Origin of the sequence: Kitasatospora sp. NPDC091276 (assembly GCF_040684355.1) — a bacterium.
Classification (GTDB): Bacteria; Actinomycetota; Actinomycetes; order Streptomycetales; family Streptomycetaceae; genus Kitasatospora.
In genome coordinates, this window is the sequence record NZ_JBFBFU010000002.1 from 1 (window position 1) to 25,991 (window position 25,991).

Sequence of the window (25,991 nt, forward strand, 5' to 3'; positions counted from 1 at the left end):
TGAGGCCGAAGCGGTCGAAGCCGGGGCGGCCCTGGTCGTCCCACCAGCGGTAGGCGGCCTCCACCTCGTCCCAGAGGTTGCGGGGCCCGGACTGGACGACCTCGTAGGCGGTGCGGCCCGGTTCCCAGTCGGCGGTGGCCCACGAGGTGACGGCCGTGTCGTGCAGCCACAGCGTGTACGTGCCGTCGTCGTACCGCTCGGTGAGCGGGAACGCTTCGGGCACTTGCACGCCGACGGCGAACATGGCCAGCCAGTCGCCCAACTCCTGCGGCGACAGGGCGGTCTGGGACTTCGCTCCGTCGGCCGGCCACGGCTCGGACAGGTACTCCAGGCTGCTCGGGCGAGGCGTTCGCTGCTGGCGCAGGCGCATGAACGCCGAGGACCCGACGAAGTGGCCGCTGGCCGTCCCGTCGTCGCCGACGGTGAGCCGTACCACGGCTTCCCCGCCGTACTGGGGCCCCCACGGGGCGACGATCACCCCGCCGGGCCCGGTCTGGGATACCCAGGCGTGTGGGATCCGTCCGACGGAACAGGTGGCGATGACGCGATCGAACGGCGCGCCGTCCGGATGGCCATCGGCTCCGTCGCCGACCACGGACGTCGGGAAGTACCCGGCCCGCGCGAGGCGGCGTTGGGCGTCGGCGGCGTTGGCCTCGTCCACCTCGATGGTGACGACGCTGCCGGACCCGAGGCGCTGGGACAGCAGGGCGGAGTTCCATCCGGTGCCGGTGCCGATCTCCATCACCCGGTTCCCGTCCTCCACGTTGAGCGCGGAGAGCATGGAGAACACCATCGTGGGCATGGAGTTGGATGACGTGGGCATGGTTCCCCGTTCGTGGCCCTCGTGGGTTCCGTCGTCCCACTGCGTGGTGAGCGGGACGTCGGAGTAGACCGCGTGCCACCACCGCGCCGGGTCGGTGTAGCGGTGGACGGCCTGGCCCTGGCAGACCCCGTCGGCCTTGCCCGGCCAGATGGTGTCGGGGATGAACTGGTGGCGGGGCACGGCGTTGTACGGTCCCAGCCAGTCCGAGGTGAGAGACCCGTTGTCGATGAGCGCGGAGGCCAGCCGGGTCCGACCGGCCTCCGCTTCGTGCTTGGCGCTCACTGGCTACTTGCCGCCCGCCGGGCGCTGGCCGTCGCTGCTGTTGCCGCCCTCGTCCGAGCCGCCGCCGCCGTGCTTGTTGCCGCTGTTGCTGTCGTCCTGCTGGCCGCCCCCGGGGCCGGGGCCGGAGCCGCCGCCGTGCTTGCCGCTGTCGCCAAAGCTGGGCATACAGGTGTTCCCTTCTCGGTCGGTCAGGCCGGGGGCTGATGCCCCCTGGCCCGTCGTGCGTCTTACTGGCCCGTCCCGGCCGTTCTTCCCCAGGGTGGCCGGGACGGGGGTCTGTGGGTGCTACTTGGGGTTCGACGGCTGTTCGGCGTGGCTAGCGCTGGTCGTAGATCCCGACGTTCAGACCGAAGCGTCCGCGGCGCCGGATCTCGATCGTGCGGTGGGGCAGCACACGCACCCACCACAGGCAGCCCGGCTCCCGTTCCTCCCTGTCGAAGTCGAGACCACCGACGACCAGCAAGGCCACGGTGGTGAGGATCAGGACGTGCCCCATCACGAGATCACCGTGCCGGGCCCGACCTTCGGACCGATCGTCCACGGCACCCGCGCCAGGTGTTCGTAGGACCGGTGCTCCGGGGCCTCCTTGACGTGGACGAACGGCCAGCTCTGGGCGAGGTTGAACGACTGCAACTCGGGGCCCTCGGCCCCGCACACGGTGCCGTCCTCGTCCTCCGCACGACACCGGAACTGGTGCAGGACCGGCGGCATGTCGGGCTCGTCGGCCGCCTGGCTCAGCGTCCAGCCCGTGAACCGGAAGACCGTGCGCAGGCGGGGGGCCGGGGCGGCCTCGCGCGGGGTGGACAGGTCGGCCGCGTCCTGCCTCGCCGGGGGACAGGACGTGTGCGCGAGCGACGGGCCCGCAGAGGTGTCAGCCATGGTGTTCCTCACTCGAAGATCCAGTGCCACGTGGCGTGGCGGTGCTGCAACTCCCGTGTGCGCTCCCGAAGGAGGCGCATGCTGTCCGACTCGGCAGGCACAAGGGCTGCCGACTTTTCGGACTCGTCGGCTGCCTCGGGTAGGGCAGGCAGGTCGGCCACCGCCTGTCCGTCGTCCTCGGCGCTCTCCTGCGGGCGGCTCGACACGGGACCTACGCCGGGCGCTTGTCGAGCGCGGCCCGCAGCGCGGCACGACGGTGGGGCGTCCGGGCGAGGATGATGCAGTCGTTGCAGATCGGGTGGCAGGTGCTCTGGGGGTCACCGGGGGCCTGGAGCGAGGTGCCCGCGCAGACCGGCGTCTCCCGGTAGTCGTCCAGCGGGCTCCAGCCGGCGGGGGGCCGCTGCAACTCGGACTTCGAGGGCCCGGTCACGACCTCCCGGTACTCACGCTTGGGGGCGCGTCGCGCCATCGGTCTGTCCTCCTTCGCTGAGGGCGGCCGTGGGGAGGTCTGCCCTCGGAATTCCTGCGACACCTGGGGGCTTACGCGGCTCGGTGTCTTGATCGCTACTCTGCGTTCATGCCCGCCAAGCCGTTCATCAACGACGAAGACGATCACGACGCGTGCTGGATCTGCCCGAGTCTTCGGCTCCCCGCTGGGGCGTTCGATGTGCTCGAACGCCCCAGCGGGGACTACCCGTTCAACCCGGACGATGGCTTCCGGTACAACCGGGAGGGAATCCCGGCCTGTGTGCACGGAGACCGCATCGGGCTGCCTCCCGGCCGGTACGCGAGTGCCGGCGAGGCGCTGCCCGAGGGCTAGAAGGTGATGGCGTGCTCGCGCCCGCTGCGGGCGAAGCCGATGGAGTCGTACTTCTCGGCGAGGATGCCCAGGCGGCGGTCGACCTCGGCCTTGTCGAGCCAGTAGCGGGCGGGCGGCTCGGTGCCCCAGGCGACCACGTACGCGGCGTGGGTGTACTCGCCGCCGGTGTAGTCGGTGTGTTCCTGGTCCGTCTGGTGGATCAGCGCGAAGCCGGTCCGGTCGGCGATGCGGGCGAGGAGCTGCGGCTGCGCGATCATCGCGTGCGTCATCTCGTCCACGGGGACGGGCAGGGCCAGCTCGGCGTCGGTCTCGCTGCCGGTCAGCTCGAACGCCGCCGCCTTGAGGGCGATGGCACGCAGGCCCTCGGCGAACAGCGGGGCCTTGTCGGTGTCGAGGTTCCACTCGCTGATGGTCGGGAACCCGGTGAAGCACTGCCAGTCGGAGCTGTACTCCAGGGTCGCCGCCTCGAACGCCGGGAACTCGGGGTCAGCGGTGATGGCGGTCAGGATCTCGCGAGCGCGCTCGCCGACCTTGTCGGCGGCGGGCATGGTGCTGGTGGACATTCTGGTCCTCCTGCTGGGTGGTTGAGGCTGCCGCACGGGGCTCTGCGGCAGGGCAGCATCGCTGTTCGCAGAAGACCGAGTTCGCACTAGGCTTCCGCTGTCACCGGCGATGCCGTAGTCATGAAGTTACGGCCGGTGATTCCAGGGTTCGACGGACTGCCAGTACGAGTTACCCGGACGATCGAGGCCAAGGGGGCCCGGAATGGCTGCTCGGACACCACCGAGGCTCACCGAAACACTGACTGGCAGTCAGTCCAAGCCTGTGCGAGTCCCTGAAGGGGTGATTTCCGGCTTCCTTTTCAAGGTCATCCGGGAGCAGATCCCGAAGACTCAGGACGAGTTGGCCGTGGAACTGGGGATCGACAAGAGCACCGTCCAGGGCTGGGAGTCCGGCCGTCGGCCGCTCTCCTCCACCAGGGCCGGGAACCTGGTGGTACTGCGCCGGAAGCTGATTCTGCTCGGCGCGCCGACCGGGCTGGTGGACCTGATCAGCCTCGCATTGGACGCGGACTTCGTCCTCGGCGAGATACTGCGGTCCCGGCCCACGAAGGCCGAGGTTCTGGAGCATCCGTTGGCCGGGTGGGTGCTTACCCGGGACACCACGCACATGATCGGCTGGGCCGTCAGCGGGGTTCTGCCCGGCGCCGTGGCCACCGAGTTGAGCATTCCTGCCGCTCGGCGCGGGCCGGTCTCCACTGCACCGCTCCTCGGGCAGGACGTGCGCTCGCGATTCTTCGACAACCTTCGGCATACCGCCGACCTGGTGGAGGCCGGCGGTGAGGAGACCGCCCTACTCCGGAGACAGGTTTGGTACCTGTCCTCCTACGACCGGGCTCGCGATGTGGGCGAGTGGTTTGGCGGGATGCAGCGGCGAGGCCGGATTCCCTCGGCTGGTTCTGGGTGGTCACCCCGCTGGGCTGAGGCGCGGTCGGTCGCGGCAGCACTGGCCCGACAAGGGGACCCCGAGCTACTCCGAGACTTCATCGCCCGCTCGATCACCGACAACGACGACTTCGAGACCGCGAACTTGAACTATTGGGCTCACTGGCTCGGGCTCGAATCACGTCCCCAGACCAGCGACGACTTCATGGCCGAACAGGAACGCCCGGCGTGGGACGCCTCCTCACTGCTGCGACAGTTCGCCATCCGGCTGGACCGGGCGGGCGAGTACACCGACCTGTACGTCCATTCGATCTGGGCACTCATGCTCACCCGACGCGTCCTGGCCGATGCGGACCCCCGTACAGCCCGCGAGCTGGCCGCACGAGTGCGCACGCTGCTTGACGGTGAGGGCCTTTCACGGCAGTCCCGACGAGAGCTGGAGTCTGTGCACTACGGTCTGCGGGTAGGTGGGTCCAGCAACTACCGATCCAACAGCGAAGGACAGCTATGACGGACGACAAGCAGGCGAAGGGCACCGCGAGTTACCTGTTCGAGGCGGGCATGCTCAAGCGGGCGAAGCGCCAGGGCTGGTGGATCGCTGGGGTCAAAGACCCCGAGTCTGTCGCGGAGCACTCGTTCCGTACGGGCGTCGTCGGCGCGGTGCTCGCGATGATGGAGGGTGCCGACCCGGCCAAGGTCGCCCTGCTGTGTCTCTTCCACGACACCCAGGAGACCCGGGTCAGCGATATCCCGCACGTCAGTCGGCGCTACCTCACCGCCGCCTCGAACGAACGCGTGACCGCAGACCAGGTCAGCGCCGCTCACCCGGCCGTCGTTGCCGGGGTTCAGGCCCTCGTGGAGGAGTATGAAAACGCCGAGAGCCTGGAAGTCACCGTCGCCCATGACGCGGACAAGCTGGAGTGCCTGATTCAGGCCGTGGAGTACCGCGAGCAGGGGTACCAGAACGTCCAGCCGTGGATTGACAGCAGCCTCGGCAGCCTCAAGACCGAGTCGGCCCGCACTCTCGCCGAGGCCGCACTGACCATGACGTCCTTGGAGTGGCAGAAGATCTACCTTACGTGAGACTGGTGGTATCCGTCTTCGAGTCCGCCACCGCCCCCAAGGCATCCTGACCCACCACTACTGGTTCACTAGCTCGCCTCCCCCACCCCCGCTTCCCTCGGAGGCGGGGGTGTTCGCATTTCGAGGCCTCGTCACGTGCTCACGAGGAGGGGGCGGGCCCTGGGTCCACTCGGTACTTCTCCTCTTCCTCCGGCGGCGGGAGCGGGACGGCGATGGACAGCTCGATGGCCGCGACCCGGCGGGTGAGGTGGCCCCGTCGGCCGGCGGCGGCTGCCACCCACGCCCCGGATGCGTCCTTGGGCATCCAGACGCCTCCGTGCTTTTCCACGGTGCCGATCTGTTCGCCGAGGCCCCGTACGACCCGGTAGTGGCCTCGGCGGCCCTCGTAGTCGAGTTCGAAGCACCGCGGATTCCATCGGCCCTCGGCCAGGACGTTGTCGGGGTGAATGCCCAGGGGCGGTGCCTTCCGTTCGGGTGGGTGGGGGTGGGGCCTGGTGCCATCGGCCGGCGGGGCTGTCGACGGCCGACTGGGTGGGTGGGGCGGGGGTGGGCTCTGGTGTCCGCTCGCCGATTTCGACGCCGTCGGCGAGCAGTTGCCGGACGGCGGCCTCGGCCTGGTGCTCGTAGCGGTGGCGGGAGATGTAGTGCCCGTTCTCCCGGATCTCGTACATGTCGGCCGCGAAGTCGGTGGTGTTGAGGGTGACGTCCAGGCGGCGGTCGTGGCCGGCCCCGGTGACGCTCCAGCGGAAGTCGGCTTCGTGGTCGTCGACATGGAGGCGGGCGGCGTGGCGGGCGTCGTCACGGTGGCCGTGGTCGTCGCCGACCTGGGCGGGGCGCCCGGCGTACCGGTCACCGCACTGAAGGCACCAGACCACCCACCACTGCACCCGGTCGGTTCCGGCGGGCCCGACGCCGACCGGGCAGGGGTTACGCAGACCCCACCCCAGGGCGCTGCCGCCTCCGGGTATCCAGGGGGCGCGGGTGGGGGTGGTCACTGGGGTACTTCTTCGCCCAGCCCGCTCCCGCGCTCGAACAGCAGGCCGCCGACGCCCTCGGGCCGGATCCGCTGGACGGGCCGACCCTGGCCGTGGCCCGCGAGTACGGCCGACTGCTCCAGGCGTACGAGCACCTGTTCTGGGACACCCTCGGACAGCTCGACTAGGGTCCGGGGTCTCCCGGGTCACGCCGACGGGCCGACGGGCCGACCGGGCGCGGGGGGCCGAGGCGTTCATCCCCCGCACCCGGTCGGCCTCGCTCAGGCCTGCCAGTGCGGCTTGCCGCTGACCATCCGGCAGTAGATCATTCCCCCGTTGGCGTCATGGGTGCTCTTGCCGAGATCGGCGTTGCGGCAGAACTGCCCGGCCGCGTAACAGTTCCCCGCGTTCGAGCGGAGCTCGCACTCCGCACCGCCGGCCGCCGCGGTGTGCTGCGGCTCCGGGGCGGTCGGCGGCTGGGCCGTGGTGGTCTTCGGCTGCGGCGCCTTCGGGGTGGGCGACGGCGCGTGGGTGCTGGGGGCCGCCGCTGCGGGGGCGGTCGGCGTGCTCGGCGCGGGGTCCGACGCCGGCGGCGGCGTGTCGGCCGGGGACGCGGCGGGCGGCGCCGCAGGCGGTGCGGCCGGCGGGGTCGACTGGGTGGTGGCGGCCGCCGGGGCGGTCACCGGGGGCGAGGCCTTGGCTCCGCCGTCGGCGGCCGACGGGTCGCAACCGGTCAGCGCCAGACCGACGGTGAGGACGAGTCCGGCGAAGCCGGCCAGGCCGGCGCACCGACGCCCGCGTATGCGTGAAGGCATGGGTGGAGAACGCTCCGTTCCGTTTGGATGAGGTGTGCGATTCAAGCAGAGCTCGCACACGATCCGTGCACGGATCTCCCACTCGTTGGCAGATCGAGATCTGCCGGCTACCGAGCGTCGCCGCCCTCCGGTCCGCCGTCACGCTGCGCCGAACCGCCGACCGCCCCAACAGGGGTATAGCGCCGGAGCGCAGGGGAATTCGGCATGTTCCTGACATGGCCAAAGGATCGCTACCGTTCCGGCAACCCCCACGCCGAACGAGGAGATCCCCCATGCTCCGCATCCGTGTGCTCGCGGTCGCCACCGCGCTCGCGGGCGTCGCCCTGACCGCCGCCCCCGCCGTCAGCGCGCCCGCTGACGACCCGTTCATAATCACCGCCCTCGCTTCCCCCACGGCCCGGACCGCCCCGGCCCCGTCCGCGCTGCTCCCCGCGCTCCAGCGCGACCTCGGACTCTCCCCGCAAGCCGCCGCCGACCGGCTGGCCGGGGAGAGCCGGGCCGCCCGGGTTCGGACCGCGCTCGCCGCCGCCCTGGGCTCCCGCTGGGCCGGGGCCTGGGTCGAGGGGCCGGACGCCGCCCTGGTGGTCGCCACCACGGACGCCTCCGCCGCCCGGACGATCACCGCACACGGCGGCCGGGCCACCGTCGTCCGCAGCGCCCTGGCCGCCCTCGACCGGGCGAAGGCCGCGCTCGACCGGGCGGCCCGGGCCGCCACACCCACCGCCACGCCGTTCTGGTCCGTGGACGTCCGCACCAACGCCGTCGTGGTCCGGTCCTCCGACGCCGCCCGGACCGAGGACTTCCTGCGCCGCTCCGGGGTGGACCGCACGCTGGTCCGGGTCGAGCGGGCCACCGCCACGCCCCGGCCGCTGGCCGACCTGCACGGCGGCGACGCGTACTACATCGACAGCGCCGCCCGCTGTTCGATCGGATTCCCCGTCACCCAGAACGGCCGGCCCGGCTTCGTCAGCGCCGGCCACTGCGGGCAGCCCGGTTCCAACGCGACGGCCTCCGACGGCAGTTCGATCGGTACCTTCCAGGGCTCGACCTTCCCCGGCAACGACTACTCCTGGGTGCAGGCCGGCCCGGGCTGGACGGCGCAGCCGCAGGTGAACGACTACGCGGGCGGCGCGGTGACGGTCGCCGGCTCGACCGAGCAGCCCGTCGGGTCCTCGGTCTGCCGCTCCGGTTCCACGACGGGCTGGCACTGCGGCACCGTCGAGGAGGTCAACGCCACCGTCACCTACCAGGAGGGCAGCGTCTACGGCGTCACCCGCACCAGCGTGTGCGCCGAACCCGGCGACTCGGGCGGGTCGTTCATCTCCGGCAACCAGGCGCAGGGCGTCACCTCCGGCGGCTCCGGCGACTGCACCTCGGGCGGCGAGACCTACTTCCAGCCCGTCAACCCGATCCTGAGCGCCTACGGCCTCACCCTGGCCACCGGCTGAGCGGCTGAGCGGCCGCGCACCCGGGCGAGCCGCCGGCCGAACCACTCGCCGAGCCACGGGCCACCGTGAGGACAGGACCTAAGGCAGCCCCGCCGTCCGGCGCTCGAACACCTCGGGGCGCGCGGTCTCCAGGGCGGTGGCGACCGCACCGAGGAGGACGGCCTCCTCCCCCAGCAGGCTCGGCGCGAGCGTCGGACGCATCGGGGCGATCCGGTGCAGGGCCTGCTCCAGCGGTTCCAGGAGCAGGTCCGCGCTGTTGCCTATGCCGCCGCCGAGGACCACCAGGTCCGGGTCCAGTACGGCGGACAACACGGCGACGGCGTAGGCGAGTTGGCCGGCCTCATGGCCGACGGCCCGGACCGCCGCCGGGTCGCCGGCCCGGGCCCGTTCGAAGACCTGCTTGGCCGTGGGCGCGCCGCCCAGCCCGAGGTCCTGGGCGGTGCGCACCACGGCGTCCGCGGCGGCCTCCTGCTCGATGGTCGCCGGAGGCTCACCGGGGCGGGCGGGCAGCGGCACCAGGCCGATCTCGCCCAGCGCGCCGTGTGCGCCGAGCAGCAGTTCGCCGTCCTTGACCACGCCGACGCCCAGGCCGGTGCCGACCAGCAGGTAGGCGAACATCCGGCTGCCCTGGCCGGCGCCGAGGGTGTACTCGCCGAGCGCGGCCAGGTTGGCGTCGTTGGCGACGGTGACGGCCACGCCCAGGCCCTCCCCGATCCGGTCGAACAGACCGGGCCGGCCCCAGCCGGGCAGGCTGGTGGCGTAGCGCACGCCGCGCCGCTGCTCGTCCCACACGCCCGGGGTGCCGATCACCGCGTGCACGATGTCGTCGGCGGCCAGACCCGCCTCGTCGATGGCCTCGTGGGCGGCGGCGACCACGGCGTCCGCGACGGCGTTCGCCGAGCGGCCCCGGTTGGCCACGTCGCGGCGGGCGACGACCGTCCCGGCGAGGTCCGCGACGGCGACCCGCAGCCTGGCCCGCCCGATGTCCACGCCGAGCACGTGCCCGGCGGCCGGGTCGACCTCGTACAGCACCGCGGTGCGGCCGCGCTCGGGGGCCAGCCGGCCGGCCTCGCGGACCAGCCCGGCCTGCTCCAGGGCGGCCAGGGCGGCGGACACGGTGGGCTTGGACAGGCCGGTGTCCCGGGCGAGTTGGGCGCGCGAGGAGCCGCCGCCGGTGCGCAGCAGTTCGAGCAGCAGCCATTCGTTGTTGCTGCGCAGCCGCTGCCGGTTCCACGGCACTGCCGGGGCCCCGGCCGCCGGGCGGTGGGTCGGCAGGTGGCTGCTCATCGGTTCCTCCGGTCTGGGCGGGAAGGCTGGCGGGCGGGCTGCGCCGGGTGGTGCCGGCACGGCCCGCGGCGCCCGGTGTCGGGTGCCGCCGCCCAAGTATGACCGGTGATCATTCCGTTCCCACCCCGGCTGCCGGCCCCGCGCCGCCCCGAGCCGCCCCGAGCGCGATCCTCGGGCCCGTCAGGACCACCAGGCCCGTCGGACCTGTCGGACCTGTCGGGCCCGCCGGGCGTGTCACGCCCGGGCCGGACTCGTCAGACCACCCAGCCGCCCGTCATCCGCCGCACCGCCGAGCCGTCCAGGTCTGCCAGCTTGGTGCCGGCGAAGGCCCGGGCCGCCTCGGAGGTCTGCACCCGCAGCGGCGGCCGCTCGGCGGTGAGGGCCGCGACGATCGGGGCGGCCGCCTGCTCCGGGGTCTGGGCCTGGACGAAGGCCTTCAGCGTGCGGTCGACGTAGGCCCGCAGGGCGGGGGCGTACGGGCCGGCCGCGGCGGTCAGCGCGGGCAGGTCGATGGCCTGGTTGCCGACGAACTCGCTGGCGACGGCGCCCGGTTCGACGACGGTGACGTGCACGCCGACGGTGGCGGCGACCGGCGCCAGCGACTCCATGAAGCCCTCGACGGCGAACTTGGCGGCGCAGTACGCCTCGTTGAAGGGCTGTCCGACCACGCCGCCGACGCTGGTCACGGTGACGACCCGGCCGCCGGAGGCCCGCAGGTGCGGCAGTGCGGCCCGGGTGACCTCGACCACACCGAAGAAGTTCACCTCCATGGCGGCCCGCACCGGCGCCGTCCCGTCCTGCTCGATCGTGCCGACGTGGCCGGCGCCCGCGTTGTTGACCACCGCGTCGAGCCGACCGTGCCGGGCGAGGACGGTCTCCAGGCAGGCGGTGACGGAGGCCGGATCGGTGACGTCCAGCTGTTCGACCTCGATCCGCCCGTCGACGCCCGCCTCGGCGGCGGCGCGCCGCAGGGCCTCGGCCCGCCCGGTGTCGCGCATGGTGGCGACGACGCCGTACCCGGCGCGGGCGGCGGCCACGGCGGCGGCGAGGCCGATCCCGGAGGAGGTGCCGGTGATGAGGACGATCGGGGCGGCGTCGGTGTCCATGGAAGTCTCTCCTCGGATCTCCCCGGCTTCTCCGGGGAAAAGTGTGTGCGTGTGCACGCACCATACATTTAGGTGCACGCGCACGCAACCGGTCGACAGCCCGGCGGCGCCGGTCGGGCGGCCGTCACACCTTCGCCAGCGCGCCCTCCACGTCCGCCCACAGGTCCTCGGGGTGCTCGATGCCCACCGACACCCGCACCGCCCCCGGGCCGATCCCGGCGGCGGCCAACTCGGCGTCGTCGAGCTGACGGTGGGAGGTGCTGGCCGGGTGGAGCACGAGGGTGTGCACGCCGCCGAGGGAGGGGGCGAGGGCGGCCAGGCGGACGGACTCGGTGAAGGTGCGGGCCGCCTCGCGGCCGCCGACGAGGTCGAAGGCCAGGACGCCGCCGTGGCCGTCGGGCAGGAGCCGGCGGGCGAGGTCGTGGTCGGGGTGCCCGGGCAGGCCCGGGTAGTGGACGGCCCCGACCGCGGGGTGGGCGGCGAGGCGACCGGCCAGGTCGAGGGCGCTCTCACAGTGCCGGCGGACCCGCAGGGCGAGGGTCTGGAGGCCGCGCAGGGTCAGCCAGGCGGCGAACGGGTCGACGGCGGCGCCGAGTTCGATGGCGTAGTGCCAGACCTTGCGGTGCAGTTCGGCGTCCGCGAGAACGGCGACGCCGGCCAGGACGTCCGAGTGGCCGCCGAGGTACTTGGTGGCCGAGTGGATGACGACGTCCGCGCCGTACTCGATCGGCCGGCAGAGCAGCGGCGTCGCGAAGGTGTTGTCCACGACGCTGACCACCCCGGCCCGCTTGGCGACGCCGATCAGCCCGGGCAGGTCGGTGACCCTGGTGGTGGGGTTGGAGATGGTCTCCAGGTGCAGCAGCCGGGTGGTGGGCCGCAGGGCCGCCTCGACCTCGGCCGGGTCGTCACCTCCGACGTGGGTGACCTCCACCCCCCAGCGCTCGGCGAGGTCGGCGAGCACGGCGAAGGTACCGCCGTACAGGCTTCGTTGGGCGATCACGTGGTCGCCGGAGCGCAGCAGGGCGAGCAGGACGGTGTTGATCGCGCCCATGCCGGAGGCGGTGGCGATCGCACCGGCGCCGCCTTCGAGGTCGGCCACCGCCGTCTCCAGCGAGCGGACGGTCGGGTTGCCGTAGCGGTTGTAGAAGAAGGCCCCGCCCGGGCCGCCGAAGGCCTGGGTGAGCGCGTCGCTGGTGTCGAAGGCGAAGAGGTGGCTCTGGTGCAGTGGCACGCCCATCGGGCGGCTGCCGGTGGTGTCCGCGAGGGGCGGGTGGACGATCCGGCTCTCGGGGCGCAGCGCGCCGGGGGCCCGGTGTCCGTCGGGAGTCCGGTGTCCGTCCGGAGCCCGGTGTCCGTCGGGGGTCTGCTGTCCGCCAGAAGCCTGCTGTCCATCGGGGGCCCGGTGGCCGAGGTAGTCGCTCATGCCGCCCATCGTCGGGCCGGTCGCACGCCGCGCCCAGGGCCAATCGCGCCCGGGTGGCCCGCCCCGGAGCCGCTGCGGCGCCGGGGCGGGCCACCGCGGCTCACTTGCGGCGGCCGAAGATCCGCTTCGCGGCGTAGACGATGCCGACGATCAGCAGCACGAAGAACAGGATGATCAGGATGACCACGACGATCAGGAACTTGCCGAGCTTGGCGAAGAAGCCCGACTTCTTCTTCTCGTCCTTGGCCGCGAGGTGGGCGGCCGGCGCGGTGTGACCGCTCCGGGTGCTGACGGAGACGGCCGGGCCCGCCGCCGGGGCGGCCGGGCCGGAGCCGGTGACGGAAACGGTGGTGGCGGCGGCCGCGACGGGCCGGGGTGCGGCCGTCGCCGTCGCGCTCGACGCCGCGGCGGTGAGGCCGACGGCGGCCAGCAGTGCCACCAGGGCGCCGGCTATCGAACGTGCGATCCGGTGAGTCATCGTGCTCCTCGTACGGGTTCTGAGCAGCGCGGAGGAGCCTGGCCGACCGGATCCGCTGGTCTGACCAGGTGGTTTTCTCATCTGCGCCTAGTATGCTCCACTGAGTTTCTACAGCGGTGTAAAAGTTTAGCGACGGGCCTGCCCGGATCGGCTCCGGCCCCGGTCACGCACGCCCGCCGGTTCGACGGGGGTTTCGTGGCAACTGTGGAGGATGACGACGTGTCTGGTCGCAGGGGTTCCCCCGGAGCCGGAAAATCGCCGCGCCGGGCAGCCGGCAGCTCGCCGGAGGGCCGCATACCCGACGGCCGCACACCCGAGGACCGCACCGCGGACGGCCGCACCGCGGACGGCGGCCAGGCCGGCCGGACCGGTCAGGCACGCAGGGCCGGTCAGGCGGGCGGGGCCGGCCAGGCGGGCCGTACGAGCCGGGCGAAGCCGAAGGCCAAGCGCAGCACCAAGGAGAAGGTGCTCTGGGCGACGGCCGGCTGCACCGCCCTCCTCGTCCTCGGCGGCTGCGCCGTCTACTACCGCCTGAACAGCAACCTCACCACCTTCGACGGCGATGCCCTCAGCAAGGACCGGCCGGCCGCCGCGGCCCCGGACGCCCAGGGCCGCACCCCGGTCAACGTCCTGCTGATCGGCTCGGACAGCCGCGGCAACGGCAACAGCGACCTGGGCGGCGGCGGGGACGGCGGCGCCCGCTCGGACACCGCGATCCTGCTGCACGTCTACGCCGACCACAAGCACGCCGTCGGCATCTCCATCCCCCGCGACTCCCTGGTCACCATCCCGCCGTGCAAGCTCCCGAACGGCAAGTGGACCAAGGAGCAGACCAATGTGATGTTCAACAGCGCCTTCTCGGTGGGCGACAGCGACCAGGGCAACCCGGCCTGCACCCAGAACGCCGTCGAGAAGCTCACCAACCTGCGGGTCGACCACACCATCGTGGTGGACTTCAACGGCTTCGCCTCCATGACGAAGGCGGTCGGCGGCGTCGAGGTCTGCCTGCCGAACGACATCCACGAGGGCGATCTGAACCCGAACCTGGGCAAGAAGGGCAAGCTGGTCTTCCCCAAGGGCAAGCAGAAGGTGGAGGGCCAGTCCGCGCTCGACTTCGTCCGAGTGCGGCACGGCATCGGCGACGGCTCCGACATCGGCCGCACCAAGCGTCAGCAGGCCTTCCTCTCCTCGCTCATCAAGGAGGTCAAGTCCCGCGGCATGGACCCGACCACCCTGCTGCCGCTCGCCGATGCCGCGACCAAGTCGCTCACCGTCGACCCCGACCTCGGCTCGGCGGCCAAGCTGCTCTCCTTCGCCATGTCGCTCAAGGACGTCAACCTGCACGACGTCAAGTTCGTGACGGCGCCGTGGCGTTACGAGGGCCCGCGGGTCGCCCTCGTCCACCCCGACGCGGACCAGCTCTGGGCCGCGCTCAAGGCCGACCGCACCCTGGACGGCCAGGACGCCAGCGCCACCGCCGCGGACTCCGCCGCGCCGGGTGCCCCCGCCGCCGAGGCCACCCCCAGCCCCACCGCCACCACCCCCGCGCCGGACGCCAAGGGCGGCGAGGCCAAGCCCGCCGACGTGAAGGTCGCCGTGCTCAACGGCACCGGCGCGACCGGGCTCGGCGGCAAGGCCGCGGAGGCCGTCAAGGGCGCCGGCTACACCGTGACCAGCGTCGGCAACGCGACCGGCAAGCCGCGCTCCACCACGGTCGTCGAGTACGGCGCGGGCGAGCGCGCCGCGGCCGACGCGGTCGCGAAGCTGTTCCCGGGTGCCACCGTCCAGGCCGGCGGCAAGGGTGTCAGCGTGGTGCTCGGCCACGACTTCGCCGCCGCCAATCCGGCCGGTGCCGCCGACCCGGCCGCCTCCGCGTCGGCCGGCGCCTCGGCCGCTCCGGCCCCGGTGCCCAGCAGCGTCGCCAACGCCGCCCGGTCGGCCGACGACGACCCGTGCGCCAACGTGTCGTACGGCTGACCCGGACGGGACGCACGACGACGACGGGGCGCCTGCGGATCCCGATCCGGAGGCGCCCCGCCGTCGCGAGGTGCGCGGGGGCGCTGGGCCTACGAGGCCTGCGGGGCCTGCGGGGTCAGCGCCTGGTGCCGCAGGACGGGCAGAACGCGGCGCCCTCCGGGATGTCCTGGTGGCACTGGCCGCACTGGGTCGGCTGGGCGAGCCGGTGGCCGCAGCCCGGGCAGAACGGCGTGCCGTGCGTCTCCGCCGAGCACTGCGGGCAGACGAGCTGGCGCGGCGTCCGCACGTCGAACTCGGCGCCGGACTGCTGCCCCTGCTGGTAGGAGCGGTCGGACACCATGTCGTTGAGGCCGCGCCGCTGCGCCGCCATCGCCTCGGCCGCCGTGTCCGGGGCGCAGTCGTGGCACAGGCCCTGGCCCGGGTCGAAGCAGCGGCCGCAGACGTAGTGGGTGCAGCGGGCGCAGCGGTTGAAGTGCACCTGGGCGTTGGTGATCGCGCGCTGGAAGGCGGCGTCGCGCGCGTTGCCCCAGGTGTGGCCGGCCAGGCCGTCGGCGGCGTTGCTGATGGTGTTGGCGTTGCCGCCGATGAGGTTCCAGGCGGCGCTGACGCCCTTGCCGATCCAGCCCGCCACCTGACCGGTGGTGAACGCCTCGAACGACGAGCGCCAGGTGTCGGAGCAGCGGTAGCAGGAGAATTCGAACTGGAAGCCCGCGCCGGTGCCGTGCTGCTCGCACAGGTCGCGGTAGTTGCTGCTGAAGTAGATCTCGGAACTCACGTCGTCCCCGGTCGATGAAGTGGCATGTCGGCGGTCCCCGGGCCCCCCAAGGTGCCGACACGGATGGGGCGGGTCACGGGGGCGCTGCACAGAATCGCACATGCCGTCATATTTTGTGAATCTCTTATGGACAACGCCTCGTGATCGCCGCACCGAGGGACGTCCGGACCCACCGGTCCGGTTCCGATCATGCCGGTACCGATCAGGCCGGTACCGGGCCGATCGGAACCGGTCCCGTCGGAACCGGCCGACGCCTCCTCAGAGCCCGGCGACCGGCAGCAGCAGGACCCGCGCCGGATCGAACCGCTCCCAGCCCGCCGGCCGCCCGCTGCGGCTCACCCGCAACCGGCACCAGCGCTGCCCGGCGGAGTCCTGCCACCAGCCGCTGATCCGCCCGGACGCCCAGGTGCCGTCGCCGAGGTCCACCTCGACCGGCTGGTACACCCACTGGACGTCCGGGTCCGCCGGCTCCCCGACGGCCACAGGACTGCGCCGACTCTCCACCACGGTTCCGCCTCCCGACCCGACCGGTGCGCGGCCTCCCCGGTCGGGCGGCCACGCGACCAGGCGTGCAGCTCACCCCTGAAACTCTACAGGCGTGTAGAGAAGGGCGGGAGGAGTTCCGCCGAAGCCCTCACCCGACTCAGCGGCGGCTCCGGCGCGCGCCACGGCGGCGGCGCCACAGGGCGAACGGCACGACGGCGGCCAGCCCGAGCGCGTCCGGCGCCGACGGCGCCTGCACCGGCGCGGCCGCGCCTGAGCCCGAGCCCGCCGGCACCTTGCCGAAGGTGTCCGGGACGGGCAGGGTGGACCAGTCCGTGAGCGGCCACGCGACGACGAACGCCCGGCCGATCACGTTCCCCACCGGCACGAAGCCGTCACCGGTCTCGTTGTGGTGCGGGCGGGAGTCCCGCGAGTTGTTGCGGTGGTCGCCCATCACCCAGAGCTTGCCCTTGGGGACGGTGACGGTGCCCACCGGGTCCTGGTCGCAGGGCGCCGAGCCGGGGAACAGGTACGGCTCGTCCAGCGCGACGCCGTTCACCTTCAGCGGGCTGCCCGCCTTGCACTCGACGGTGTCCCCGCCGACCGCGATCACCCGCTTGATCAGGTCCTTCTCGTCCGCCGAGGGCATCAGGCCGACGGTGCTCAGCACCTTCTGGACCGAGCTCATGACCGAGCCGTCCGCATGTGTCGGCACGCTCTCCAGCCAGCCGCCCGGATCACGGAAGACCACCACCTCGCCACGCTCGGGCTCGGCGCCGAACCACGGCGTCAACTTGTCGACCAGCACCCGGTCGCCGATCGCCAGGGTCTGCTCCATCGAACCGGAGGGGATCGAGAAGGCCTGGACGAAGAAGGTCTTGATGCCGAGCGAGAGCAGCAGGGCGATCACCAGCAGAATCGGGAGCTCCTGCCAGAACGGGCGCTTCTTCCGCCCGCTCTTGGCGTCCGGCTCCGCACCGCCGGTCCCGTCGGCCCCACCGGTCGGACCGCTGCCGCCGCTGCCGTCGCCGCCGCCGGAACCACCGCCAGCCCGGCCGGATCCGCCGCCGGAGGCCCCGAGGGCCCCCTCCGCGCCCGGGACTTCGGGCGCACCCACCGCACCGCGCTCCCCGGTTCCACCGCTCTCGCCGGACTCCGTGCTCTGCTGGACACTCATCTTTTCGGCCCCTCCCGACGGCCTGGCGGGAGACCGGAACGGAAAACCCCCGCTGTCAGGGAACGAACCTACCGAACGGAGGTTCCCGGGCGCGCCCTGACATGGATCCGCTCACCCTGAGGACCGAACAGACTGAGGAACTCCACCGGCTGCGGCCCGGCGTTGCCGAAGGCGTGCGGGGTCCGGGTGTCGAACTCGGCGGCCTCACCGGCCGTCAGCACCAGGTCGTGCGAACCGAGCACCAACCGCAGCCGGCCGGACAGGACGTACAGCCACTCGTGGCCCTCGTGCACCTTCAGCTCCAACTCGGGCTCGGTGCCCCGGCCGGGCGGCATGATCTGCTTGAAGGCGTGCAGACCGCCGAGGTGGCGGGTGAGCGGGATGATGGTCTGGCCGTTCCTGGTCACCGGGCGGGGATGGACCCGGGGGTCGCCGGTGGCCGGGGCGCCGACCAGTTCGTCCAGCGGCACCCGGTACTCCCGGGCCAGCGGCAGCAGCAGTTCCAGGGTCGGCTTGCGCTGCCCGGACTCCAACCGGGACAGCGTGCTGAGAGAGATCCCGGTGGCAGCGGCCAGTTTGGCGAGGGTGGTGCCGCGCTCGCGTCGCAGGGCGCGCAGCCGGGGGCCCACCGTGGTGAGGACGTTCTCGAAGTCTTCGTCGGCCATGCCTGCCATTCGCCGGGACGGCAAGGGTGTTTGTCAAACCGGCACACCGGTGCACGGGCGCGCGGGCCCGTCCGCGCGCCCTATGCTGTCCGGCCATGCGCATCCACCTCACCCGGGACAGCGTCGCGGCCGGCGACGACGCCGACGCCCCGCACGCCGCGGCGCTCGCCCTACCCGACGGCCTCGACCTGCCGGAGGCGCTCGCCGCCCTCGGACTCCCCCGGCCGTACCTGCCCCTGATCGGCGGCGGCCGCGCCAGCTGGATCCTGCGCTCCGGCGACGGCACCCCGCTCGCCGTACTCGCCCAGCAGTGGCCGCGCGCCCGGCCGCTCCCGGGCGTCCGGGGCCCGCTCGCCCGCCTGGCCGGGCCGGACGGCGACGTCCGGCTGCACGCCGAGTACCGGCGCCAGCTGGACCCGGACGCCGAGTACGACCGGCTCGCCGCCGGCTGAGACCGGGGCACCGGAGCCCGCCGGGGCTCCGCCGACGCCCGCCCGGGGCATGACAGGCCGACCCGCGGCGGGGCCCGGTGGCGGTGTGCGTCGTCACCGGGCCCCGCCGCGGGTCGGTGCCGGCGGCTACCGGTACTCGCGCAGGCGCGGCCGGACGCCCAGCGCGGTGAGGGCGAGCGCCGCCGCCAGCGCCCCCGCGGCCAGGGCCGCCGTGCTGGCGTCGAGGTCGCCGTCGGTCGCGGCGACCGCCGAGTCCATCGCCTCGGCGTTGACCGCGATGGTGTCCCCGATGGCCGTGCTCAGCCGGTCGAAGTCGTAGTTGGACTGCCCCTGGGAGAGGCCGGTGTTGAGCGTCACCGCCTCCTTGAGCCGGCCCTCGTCGCGCAGCGCGCGGATCTTCCGGTCGTCCTGCTGGTACTGCTGGAAGGCGGCCAGCACCCGCTCGGCGGCGTCCTGCTCGCCGGGGAAGGTGATGTTGTGCAGCTCGGTGCCGAGGTAGCCGCCGAAGGGGACGGCCGCGTGGTCGGCGCGGTGCCGGGCGGCGGCGGCCGCCAGTTGGGCGTTGTAGTCGGCGAGGGTGGCGCCGTCCAGGCGGGCGATCGCCTGGGTCTTGTCGAGGAAGCTCTGCTCGTAGGCGGCCGCGCGGGACGGGTCGGTGAGGTAGCGGCTCTCGTCGGCGTTCAGGTCGAAGGCGACGGCACGGGCGCGGCTGAGCGCGATCACCGAGTCGTAGGCGTTGCTCTTGGCGGTCACCAGGTGGTCGTCGGCGCGGCTGACCAGGTGCAGGCCCATCGCCAGCACGACGCCGGTGAGCAGCGTGACTGCGGCCAGCGCCGGGTTGACGACGCGGTGGTAGCGCACCGCCAGGACGCGCTGGAGCCCGAGCAGCGCGGCGAGTGCGAGCAGGCCGACCGCGAGCAGCCACCACCAGCCGCTGCCGAGGGCGTCGCGGCGCTCGGTGTAGACCTGCTCGACGGTGGCCTCGTTGGCGGCGGTGACCTGGTCGGCGGCGGGCAGCAGCTGTTGGCGCAGCAGGTCGGTGGCCTGGCGGTAGGCGTCCAGGGCGGCGGGCGAGGGCTGGCCGGCCGGGGCCTTGGCCTGCTCCTCCAGCAGCTGGGCGCGGGCCACCAGGGCCTCGTAGCTGCCGAGCCGGCCGAGCACCTGCTGGACGGCGCTCTGGCCGGCCGGGTCGGCGGCGGCGGCCTGGGCGGCCTGCTGGAGGTCGCCGTCGGCCTGCGCACGGCGCTGCTCGTAGGTGTCGAGAGTCTGCTTGCGCAGCGTCGTGTAGTCGGGGTCGGCGCCGACCAGCAGCAGGTTGGCGGCCTGGGCGTCCATGTCGCTGAGCGCGAAGTAGAGGTCGGCGGCGCGGGTGGCCTGCGGGGCGGCCCGGTGGCCGATGGTGTCGGTGCCGTCGCGGGCCCCGCCGAGGACGGTGGTGGCGGCCGCGCCGAGGCCGATCAGGGCGGCCAGGCTGAGCGCGGTGAGGCCTCGGACCAGGCGCGGGGTGGTCCAGTAGGCGCGGCCGCCGACCGTCCGCGCGCCGTGCCGGAGCCGGGCCAGGGCGCTCGGGCGGGGGGTCGGGGCGGCCGTTGTCCGAGTCGCTGTCCGGGCCGTTGTCCTGGCCGTTGGTCCGGCTGGGGCCGGCTCCCCCGCCGGATCGGTTTCCGTCCCCGGGGCCGCCTCCCCCGTGGTGTCCGTCGTGCCCGCTGCCGAGGTGGTCATGGCCGCACGTTCCTCTCCCCCGCTGGACGGTCCGCCGGGGTTTCCTGCTGAAACCGGAGCAGAACCGTTTCTCTCCGCCGGGCGACGCTAGTGCCGCGCCACCCGCGGGAAGCCGTCTCCTGACGGCTCCTTGACACCGCCGGGCGCCGTTCTTGACGCATCCTTAGCGACCGTCCCCGGCGCCCGGCGGTGTCCGCCGGTTCGCGGCGGTTCGCGGCGGTTCTCGACGGTGGTGAGTGGTGATGGGTGGTGGCGATGGGCGGTGGCCCGCGGTGGTGGGCGGGTCAGCCCTGCCCGGCCCGGCGGCCGCGGTTCGCCGTGTTCTTCCGCCGGGCCCTCTTCTTGCGGGCGCGTTTGGACATCGCGTGCTCTCCGATTCCGGGGAAGGACTTCAAGCGGCCTGGCCGACCAACTGGTCCGCCAGCTTGACCAGGCGCTTCAACGAGCGCTCCTCCTGGGCGGCCTGCGCCACCGGCGCCACCGAACCGCCGTCGTAGTAGGCGCCGTTGGCGACCGCGACGTCCGGCAGGCAGAGCCGGACGACGGCCGCCGCACCCTCCGCCGCCGGCGCGCCGGCCCGCCCGTACAGCGGCAGCAGCGCCGTGTCGCACAGGCCCGGGTTGAGGCTGACGGCGGTGATGCCGGAGCCGGCCGGGGCCATGTCGGCGGTCGCCATGGTGAGCGCGAGCTGCGACTGCGCGTACGCGGCCACCCGTGAGTACCTCTTCACCCGGTGCGGGTCCGACCAGTTCATCGACGCCGTCCGGTGCAGCGAGGACGAGACGTTGACGATCCGGGCGTCGCCGGATGCCGAGAGCGGCGCCCTCAGCAGCCTGGCCAGCAGGTGCGCGGCCAGGAAGTTGACCTGCAGCGAGACCTCGTTGCCGTCGTCGGTCAACGTGCAGCGCTCGGGCGCCATCGCGGCGGCGTTGTTGACCAGCAGGTCCAGCGCCGGGTAGTGCTTGACGACCGTGCCGGCCAGCACCGCGACCTCCGAGAGGCGGGTGAAGTCGGCTGCCAGCTCGACGAGTTGGTCCCGGCGGGCGCCGGCGTCGACCAGCCGGGCGACGGCCGCCTCGGCCTCCGGGGTGGTCCGGGCGTGCACCAGCACGGTGGCGCCCAGCCCGGCGAGCAGCCGGGCGGTCTCCCAGCCGATGCCGGAGGAGGCGCCGGTGACGAGGGCGGTACGAGCGGACAGGGCGGATTCGGACATGACCGTTCCCAGGGTGCGGGGCACCGCCGGCCCTGTCCGGGCCGGGGTGCGGGCTCAAAAGACCTGATGAGATGCGGAACTCGCGCGCCCGCCCACACCCCGCGCCGATCGGGCGACGGGGTGGGGCGCGGCACGTGCCGTGCCCTCCGGCGGGGAGGCGCGGATCAGCGCACGGCGATGGCGGCCGCGGCGACGCGGACCGGCGGCCGCGGATGCGGCGGGCGGTCGTGGTGGCGTGCCGGGCGGTTCATGCTCCTCATCCAACCGGCGGGCGCGGACCGGGGCAAGCGCCACGCCGCCGCCCTGACGAATCCCTGACGCCGGGCGAACACCCGTGCGGCCGGCGCCGGTTGCCGCCGCCGGTCAACCCGCACCGGATTTCGGCGCACGGCGGAGCCGGTCGCGAGCACCGCGCCCGAGCCGACCGCGCCGCGCCCCGCCCCGCCCCGCTGTCAGAGCCAGTTGCGGCGCTTGAAGACCACGTACAGCCCGGTGCAGACCAGCGCCATCAGCCCGATCGCGAACGGGTAGCCGAACGCCCACTTGAGCTCCGGCATGATCTCGAAGTTCATCCCGTAGACGGTGCCGATCAGCGTCGGCGCGAAGAGGATCGCCGCCCAGGAGGAGATCTTCTTGATCTCGTCGTTCTGCACGTGCCCCGCCTCGGCGAGCTGCTTCATCTCCTCGTTCTGCCGCTGCGAGACCAGCGTCGCGTTCACGGTCAGGATGTTCTGCAGCATCTGCCGGAAGCCGTCCACCCGCTCGGCGGCGTAGGTGGCGTGGTCGGCGACGTCGCGCAGGTAGCGCTGCAGCTCGTCGTCGGTGCCGTACTTGCCGAAGCCCGCCTCCAGGCTCCTCATGATCTCCAGCAGCGGCCGGGTCGCCCGCTGGAGCTCGATCACCTCGCGGGACAGCTCGTAGATGCGCCGGGAGACCTGCGGGTCGCCGCCGAACACCTCCGTCTCGATCTCGTCGATGTCGTGCTGGAGCCCGGCGATCACCGGCGCGTAACCGTCCACCACCGCGTCCAGCACCGCGTACAGCACCGCCTCCGGGCCGAGCGCGAGCAGGTCCGGGTCCGTCTCCAGGCGGCGGCGCACCGCGGACAGGTCCGGCGCCTGGGAGTGGCGGACGGTGAGCACGAAGTCGGGGCCCACGAAGAGGTGGATCTCGCCGAAGTCGACCTCCTCCGCCTCGTCCAGGTAGCGCGCGGCGCGCAGCACCACGAACAGCGTGTCGCCGTAGCGCTCCAGCTTCGGCCGCTGGTGGGCGACGATGGCGTCCTCGACGGCCAGTTCGTGCAGGTTGAACCGGTCCGCCGCCTCCAGCAGCTGCGCCTCGGCCGGGCGGTACAGGCCGATCCAGGCCATCGCGCCGGGCCGGTCGGGCAGTTCGCGGTAGATGTCGGCGAGGTTCGCCGGTGCGTCGATCCGCCGCCCGTCCCGGTAGACCGCCGCGTCCACCACCGAGCGTTCCAGGGTGACCGGCTCGACGGGCTGGTCGGGCCGCGGATCCATCGAGTGCTCCGGCGCCGGCTGCGTGTCGACGGGGCCGGAGCCCCCGGCGGGGCGGGAGAACGGACGCTTGCTCGCGCGCACGGCGCGCACACGCCAGTCGGACATGGCGGATACCTCCACGGTGGGTGCCCGGGCCGCCGTCCGGGGACGGCGGGCCGGAGGCGCCCGGCCGGCCACCACGCGCACGGCGCGACCGGCGGCACCTCGTCGAGGACGAGGTCAGCGCCGCGCGGGAGCCGTACGGGAGGAGGAACGCCGGGTGCCGCGAATGGTGCGGGACAACCGGGGGCGGGGCCGACTTCGACCCGGACTACTGCACTCCACGGCTCTCACCTCCTCGGCTCCGCGCGCCCGCGCACCGAAAGGGGGGCCTGCACAACTCCCGCCGAGTGTAGTACCCGCTCCCGGGTGCCTCCCACCGCCCGCCCCCGGGGGCCCGCGCGGCAACGTTCCGGGCCGGTCGTGCGCCCGGCGCGTTCGGGCTCCAACGGCCGCCCGCACCCTGCCCGTTCGTCCCGCCGATGCGACTACGGGGCCGCCACCGCCCGACTACGCTACGTGTCATGACTTCTTCGGAAACGGCCCCCGGGCGGGGCACGGCGGTGGTGATCGGCGGCGGACTGGCCGGCACGGTGGCGGCCTGGGCCCTGCGCGGGTTCGCCGAGCGGATCGTGGTGGTGGAGCGGGACCGCTACCCGGCGGAGCCCACGTTCCGGGCCGGGGTGCCGCAGGGCCGACACGCGCACCTGGTGCTGGAGGCCGGGCACCGGGCGCTGGAGGAGATGATGCCCGGCATCAAGAAGGAGCTCACGGAGGCGGGCGCGATGAGGGTCGCCGTCTCGGGCGATCTGAAGTGGCTCAGCTCGGCGGGGTGGATGGCGCAGTACCCGGCGCAGCTCGCCTTCCTCTCCTGCACCCGGCCGGTGCTGGACAAGGCGGTGCTGGACCGGGCCCGCGCCGATCCCACGATCGAGTTCCTGGAAGGCGCCGACGTGGTCGGCCTGCTCGGGTCGGCCCGCACGGTGACCGGCGTCAAGGTCCGCGACCGCGGGCCAGAGCGCGGCGAAGTCCGGGAGATCCCGGCCGAGTTGGTGGTGGACGCGGCCGGCCGCACGACCTCGGTGCCGGACTGGCTGGCGGAGCTGGGCCACCCGCCGGTGCCCGAGGAGCGGGTGGACGCGGGCGTCGCGTACTCCTCCCGGCTGTTCCACCGCCCGGCCGGCGTCGACATCGGCTACAAGGCGATATACCTGCAGACCAAGGCCCCCGACGCGCCCCATCTGGGCGTACTGCTGCCGGTCGAGGGCGACCGCTGGATCGTCAGCGTCGCCGGCATGCGCGGCGCCGAACCCGAGCCCGGCGAAGCCGGGTTCACCAAGCAACTGGCCCGGCTGCGCGACCCGAGCATCCGCGAGGCGCTCCAGCAGGCCGAGCCGGCCGGCGAGGTGCGCGGCTTCGTCCCCGGCCCCGGCATCCGGCGACACTACGAACGCAGCGCCCCGGACGGCCTGGTGGTGGTCGGCGACGCCGCCAGCACCTTCAACCCGGTGTACGGGCAGGGCGTCACCGTCGCCCTGTTCTGCGCCCGCGAGCTGCGCCGCACCGCCCTGCGCCACGGCGGCATCGGCCACGCCACGGCCCGGGACGCCCGGCGTGCGATCGCGGCCGTCTCCAAGAACCCGTGGGTGATGTCCTGCACCGAGGACGTCCGCTTCGCCGCCACCACCGGCGGTCCCTCCGGCGCCCTCCTCGCGTTCCAGCACCGCTTCCTCGACAAGGTGCTGGCCGGCGCCGCCCACGACCCGGCGGTCACCGCCGCGTTCCACGAGGTGATGTCGCTGGTCGCCCCGCCGACGCTGCTGTTCCGCCCGTCGCTCCTCGCCGCCATCCTGCGGAGCTGACCGGCCGGGGGCGCCCTCGGGCGAGGAGAGCCGGCCTGCTCCGCGCGGGCTGCCGACCAGGGGCGCGCCCGGACCGCCGTGCGCCCCGCCGGAACCGTCAGACGGGCTCCAGGTGCGCGGCCACGTACGGCACGGCGACCTGCTCCAGGGCGCCGCGGCCGAACGCCGGGTGGACGTTGACCTCGAAGACCACGCCGCCGCTCTCGGCGGCGAGGTCGACACCGGCCAGCGGCAGGCCCAGGCAGGCGACCGCGCGGATCGCCAGGTCCGCGAGCCCCCGGGGCAGTTCGGCGGCGGCGAGCGGGGCGGAGACGGCGCCGCGGCTCTCGTTGCAGGGGGCGTCCGGATCCGCCTGCACGTGTTCGACGACCCGGACCACCCGGCCGTCGAGCACCACCACCCGGTACTGGTGGCGGCGGCCGTCCGGGGTGAAGTTGCGGGCGTCCCGGGCGATCAGCCAGTCCGCCCCGTCGTGCTCGTAGTGCCGTGCGGCGGAGGCGAGTTGGGCGTGGGTGGTGACGTGGAAGACGTCGTCGCCGCCCATCCCGACGCAGGGCCGGGCCCAGACGTCGCCGCCGAGCCGGTCGAAGGCCTCGGCGGCGGCCCGCGGGCTCGGCCGGGACAGCGAGACGGTCGGCATGTGCGCGACGCCGTCGCGGGTGAAGCGGGCCACCGTGAGGTCCTTCTCGGTGGCCGCCCGCCAGGCCTGCACATCGGTTCCGAGTGAGCGGGCACCGTGCGCGCCCAGCAGCCGCTGGAAGGGCGCGAAGTCGCGCCGCCGGTGCGGCGGGATCTCGTAGACCACGACGGCGTCGGCCGCCACGCTGCGGCCGTCCGCCTCCAGGCGCAGCCCGCCCTCGTCGTCGGGGCGGATCCGGCCGCCCCCGCCGGTCATGAAGTGCCGGGCGTCGAGCAGCACGGGCGCCCGGCCGGTGACGGCCCGGGCGGCGGCGACGAGGACGTCCCGGCTTCCTTCGGTCGAACTGTGATCAGTCAGGAGAACGAGCTCACGTCGACCCATGCGGGTCATGGAAGCGCGGGGTCCGCGCCCCGGCAAGGGGGCCCCACGAGCCAACACCCGCCCCACTGGCCGAAACCCGCGCGGACGCGGTGCGCTCCCCCGGTAATTCGGGTGCGGACGCTCCACCCGCCCCGCTACCCTGGCCACATGTCTACGCCCCGAATTTCCTAGCCGACGGACCCGCCTCCACACCACCCGTGTGTCCGTTCGCTGTTTCGGAGCGCT

Annotated in this window: 28 protein-coding genes; 7 read left to right on the forward strand and 21 right to left on the reverse strand. The window is 73.4% G+C overall.

The features are described 5' to 3' along the window. The 5 genes from AB0O19_RS02085 to AB0O19_RS02105 all read right to left on the reverse strand — a co-directional run. Positions 1-1,105 (reverse strand): methyltransferase domain-containing protein (locus AB0O19_RS02085; RefSeq protein WP_363617037.1); only part of this gene is annotated, 1,105 nt, incomplete at its 3' end. A gap of 3 nt (positions 1,106-1,108) precedes the next feature. After that, the gene (locus tag AB0O19_RS02090; RefSeq protein ID WP_363617039.1) at positions 1,109-1,270 is read right to left on the reverse strand and encodes a hypothetical protein; all 162 of its coding nucleotides are present in this window, start codon (positions 1,268-1,270) and stop codon (positions 1,109-1,111) included. Between the two features lie 151 nt (positions 1,271-1,421). After that, positions 1,422-1,604 carry a hypothetical protein gene (locus AB0O19_RS02095; RefSeq protein ID WP_363617041.1) on the reverse strand — a complete coding sequence of 61 codons (183 nt, stop codon included), beginning with the start codon at positions 1,602-1,604 and terminating at the stop codon, positions 1,422-1,424. After that, positions 1,601-1,984, reverse strand: a complete 384-nt coding sequence (locus AB0O19_RS02100) for a hypothetical protein (protein ID WP_363617043.1) — start codon at positions 1,982-1,984, stop codon at positions 1,601-1,603. Before AB0O19_RS02100 ends, AB0O19_RS02095 begins: the two co-directional genes overlap by 4 nt. A 211-nt stretch (positions 1,985-2,195) precedes the next feature. Continuing rightward, complete coding sequence (locus AB0O19_RS02105) at positions 2,196-2,453, reverse strand: hypothetical protein (protein WP_363617045.1); 258 nt, start codon at positions 2,451-2,453, stop codon at positions 2,196-2,198. Positions 2,454-2,561: 108 nt separating this feature from the next. On the opposite strand from AB0O19_RS02105, the gene AB0O19_RS02110 reads away from it, so the two are divergent. After that, positions 2,562-2,804 carry a hypothetical protein gene (locus AB0O19_RS02110; RefSeq protein ID WP_363617047.1) on the forward strand — a complete coding sequence of 81 codons (243 nt, stop codon included), beginning with the start codon at positions 2,562-2,564 and terminating at the stop codon, positions 2,802-2,804. On the opposite strand, the gene AB0O19_RS02115 is transcribed toward AB0O19_RS02110, so the two are convergent. Beyond that, entirely contained in the window at positions 2,801-3,367 is a 567-nt protein-coding gene (locus tag AB0O19_RS02115; protein WP_363617048.1) for a hypothetical protein, read from the reverse strand. The genes AB0O19_RS02110 and AB0O19_RS02115 overlap by 4 nt on opposite strands. A 280-nt stretch (positions 3,368-3,647) precedes the next feature. On the opposite strand from AB0O19_RS02115, the gene AB0O19_RS02120 reads away from it, so the two are divergent. Continuing rightward, entirely contained in the window at positions 3,648-4,760 is a 1,113-nt protein-coding gene (locus tag AB0O19_RS02120) for a helix-turn-helix domain-containing protein (RefSeq protein WP_363617050.1), read from the forward strand. Beyond that, positions 4,757-5,332, forward strand: a complete 576-nt coding sequence (locus AB0O19_RS02125) for an HD domain-containing protein (RefSeq protein ID WP_363617052.1) — start codon at positions 4,757-4,759, stop codon at positions 5,330-5,332. Before AB0O19_RS02120 ends, AB0O19_RS02125 begins: the two co-directional genes overlap by 4 nt. Positions 5,333-5,471: 139 nt before the next feature. On the opposite strand, the gene AB0O19_RS02130 is transcribed toward AB0O19_RS02125, so the two are convergent. The 3 genes from AB0O19_RS02130 to AB0O19_RS02140 all read right to left on the reverse strand — a co-directional run bounded on the left by AB0O19_RS02130 (position 5,472) and on the right by AB0O19_RS02140 (position 7,121). Next, positions 5,472-5,636 (reverse strand): hypothetical protein, encoded by a 165-nt coding sequence (locus tag AB0O19_RS02130; protein WP_363617054.1) that lies wholly within the window; start codon positions 5,634-5,636, stop codon positions 5,472-5,474. A 687-nt stretch (positions 5,637-6,323) separates the two neighbouring features. After that, positions 6,324-6,461: a hypothetical protein gene (locus tag AB0O19_RS02135; RefSeq protein ID WP_363582697.1), complete on the reverse strand. Its 138-nt coding sequence runs from the start codon at positions 6,459-6,461 to the stop codon at positions 6,324-6,326. A 126-nt stretch (positions 6,462-6,587) separates the two neighbouring features. Beyond that, complete coding sequence (locus AB0O19_RS02140) at positions 6,588-7,121, reverse strand: hypothetical protein (RefSeq protein ID WP_363617056.1); 534 nt, start codon at positions 7,119-7,121, stop codon at positions 6,588-6,590. A 272-nt stretch (positions 7,122-7,393) separates the two neighbouring features. Here AB0O19_RS02140 and AB0O19_RS02145 point away from each other — a divergent pair, with 272 nt between their 5' ends. Further along, a complete protein-coding gene (locus tag AB0O19_RS02145; RefSeq protein ID WP_363617058.1) occupies positions 7,394-8,569 on the forward strand; it encodes a S1 family peptidase in 1,176 nt (391 codons plus the stop codon). A 78-nt stretch (positions 8,570-8,647) separates the two neighbouring features. On the opposite strand, the gene AB0O19_RS02150 is transcribed toward AB0O19_RS02145, so the two are convergent. The 4 genes from AB0O19_RS02150 to AB0O19_RS02165 form a co-directional block, all read right to left on the reverse strand. Further along, on the reverse strand, positions 8,648-9,856 hold the full coding sequence (locus tag AB0O19_RS02150; protein WP_363617060.1) for an ROK family transcriptional regulator: 1,209 nt from the start codon (positions 9,854-9,856) through the stop codon (positions 8,648-8,650). A gap of 254 nt (positions 9,857-10,110) precedes the next feature. Next, positions 10,111-10,962 carry an SDR family NAD(P)-dependent oxidoreductase gene (locus AB0O19_RS02155; protein WP_363617062.1) on the reverse strand — a complete coding sequence of 284 codons (852 nt, stop codon included), beginning with the start codon at positions 10,960-10,962 and terminating at the stop codon, positions 10,111-10,113. Positions 10,963-11,086: 124 nt separating this feature from the next. Next, the gene (locus AB0O19_RS02160) at positions 11,087-12,385 is read right to left on the reverse strand and encodes an aminotransferase class I/II-fold pyridoxal phosphate-dependent enzyme (protein WP_363617064.1); all 1,299 of its coding nucleotides are present in this window, start codon (positions 12,383-12,385) and stop codon (positions 11,087-11,089) included. A 100-nt stretch (positions 12,386-12,485) separates the two neighbouring features. After that, entirely contained in the window at positions 12,486-12,863 is a 378-nt protein-coding gene (locus tag AB0O19_RS02165; protein ID WP_363617066.1) for a hypothetical protein, read from the reverse strand. Positions 12,864-13,328: 465 nt separating this feature from the next. Between AB0O19_RS02165 and AB0O19_RS02170 the strand changes: the two genes are divergently transcribed. Then, positions 13,329-14,840, forward strand: coding sequence for an LCP family protein (locus AB0O19_RS02170; RefSeq protein ID WP_363617601.1), 1,512 nt, complete (start codon positions 13,329-13,331; stop codon positions 14,838-14,840). Between the two features lie 115 nt (positions 14,841-14,955). Here AB0O19_RS02170 and AB0O19_RS02175 read toward each other — a convergent pair whose 3' ends face one another. The 4 genes from AB0O19_RS02175 to AB0O19_RS02190 form a co-directional block, all read right to left on the reverse strand. Further along, a complete protein-coding gene (locus tag AB0O19_RS02175) occupies positions 14,956-15,615 on the reverse strand; it encodes a zinc ribbon domain-containing protein (RefSeq protein ID WP_363617068.1) in 660 nt (219 codons plus the stop codon). A 258-nt stretch (positions 15,616-15,873) separates the two neighbouring features. Beyond that, entirely contained in the window at positions 15,874-16,122 is a 249-nt protein-coding gene (locus AB0O19_RS02180) for a hypothetical protein (RefSeq protein WP_363617070.1), read from the reverse strand. 136 nt (positions 16,123-16,258) lie between these two features. Next, the gene (lepB, locus tag AB0O19_RS02185; RefSeq protein WP_363617072.1) at positions 16,259-17,275 is read right to left on the reverse strand and encodes a signal peptidase I; all 1,017 of its coding nucleotides are present in this window, start codon (positions 17,273-17,275) and stop codon (positions 16,259-16,261) included. 68 nt (positions 17,276-17,343) lie between these two features. Beyond that, positions 17,344-17,940, reverse strand: a complete 597-nt coding sequence (locus AB0O19_RS02190; RefSeq protein WP_063350727.1) for a helix-turn-helix transcriptional regulator — start codon at positions 17,938-17,940, stop codon at positions 17,344-17,346. A 95-nt stretch (positions 17,941-18,035) separates the two neighbouring features. On the opposite strand from AB0O19_RS02190, the gene AB0O19_RS02195 reads away from it, so the two are divergent. Further along, positions 18,036-18,392 (forward strand): hypothetical protein, encoded by a 357-nt coding sequence (locus AB0O19_RS02195; RefSeq protein WP_363617074.1) that lies wholly within the window; start codon positions 18,036-18,038, stop codon positions 18,390-18,392. Between the two features lie 126 nt (positions 18,393-18,518). Here AB0O19_RS02195 and AB0O19_RS02200 read toward each other — a convergent pair whose 3' ends face one another. From AB0O19_RS02200 to AB0O19_RS02210, 3 genes are all read right to left on the reverse strand, one after another. Further along, positions 18,519-20,114: a hypothetical protein gene (locus AB0O19_RS02200; protein ID WP_363617076.1), complete on the reverse strand. Its 1,596-nt coding sequence runs from the start codon at positions 20,112-20,114 to the stop codon at positions 18,519-18,521. Positions 20,115-20,505: 391 nt separating this feature from the next. Further along, on the reverse strand, positions 20,506-21,327 hold the full coding sequence (locus AB0O19_RS02205; RefSeq protein WP_363582675.1) for an SDR family NAD(P)-dependent oxidoreductase: 822 nt from the start codon (positions 21,325-21,327) through the stop codon (positions 20,506-20,508). A 452-nt stretch (positions 21,328-21,779) separates the two neighbouring features. After that, complete coding sequence (locus AB0O19_RS02210; RefSeq protein WP_363617078.1) at positions 21,780-22,949, reverse strand: magnesium and cobalt transport protein CorA; 1,170 nt, start codon at positions 22,947-22,949, stop codon at positions 21,780-21,782. A gap of 458 nt (positions 22,950-23,407) precedes the next feature. Between AB0O19_RS02210 and AB0O19_RS02215 the strand changes: the two genes are divergently transcribed. Continuing rightward, entirely contained in the window at positions 23,408-24,745 is a 1,338-nt protein-coding gene (locus tag AB0O19_RS02215; protein WP_363617080.1) for an FAD-dependent monooxygenase, read from the forward strand. Between the two features lie 97 nt (positions 24,746-24,842). Here AB0O19_RS02215 and AB0O19_RS02220 read toward each other — a convergent pair whose 3' ends face one another. Beyond that, positions 24,843-25,766: an alpha-L-glutamate ligase gene (locus AB0O19_RS02220; RefSeq protein ID WP_363617081.1), complete on the reverse strand. Its 924-nt coding sequence runs from the start codon at positions 25,764-25,766 to the stop codon at positions 24,843-24,845. Between the last annotated feature and the right edge of the window lie 225 nt (positions 25,767-25,991).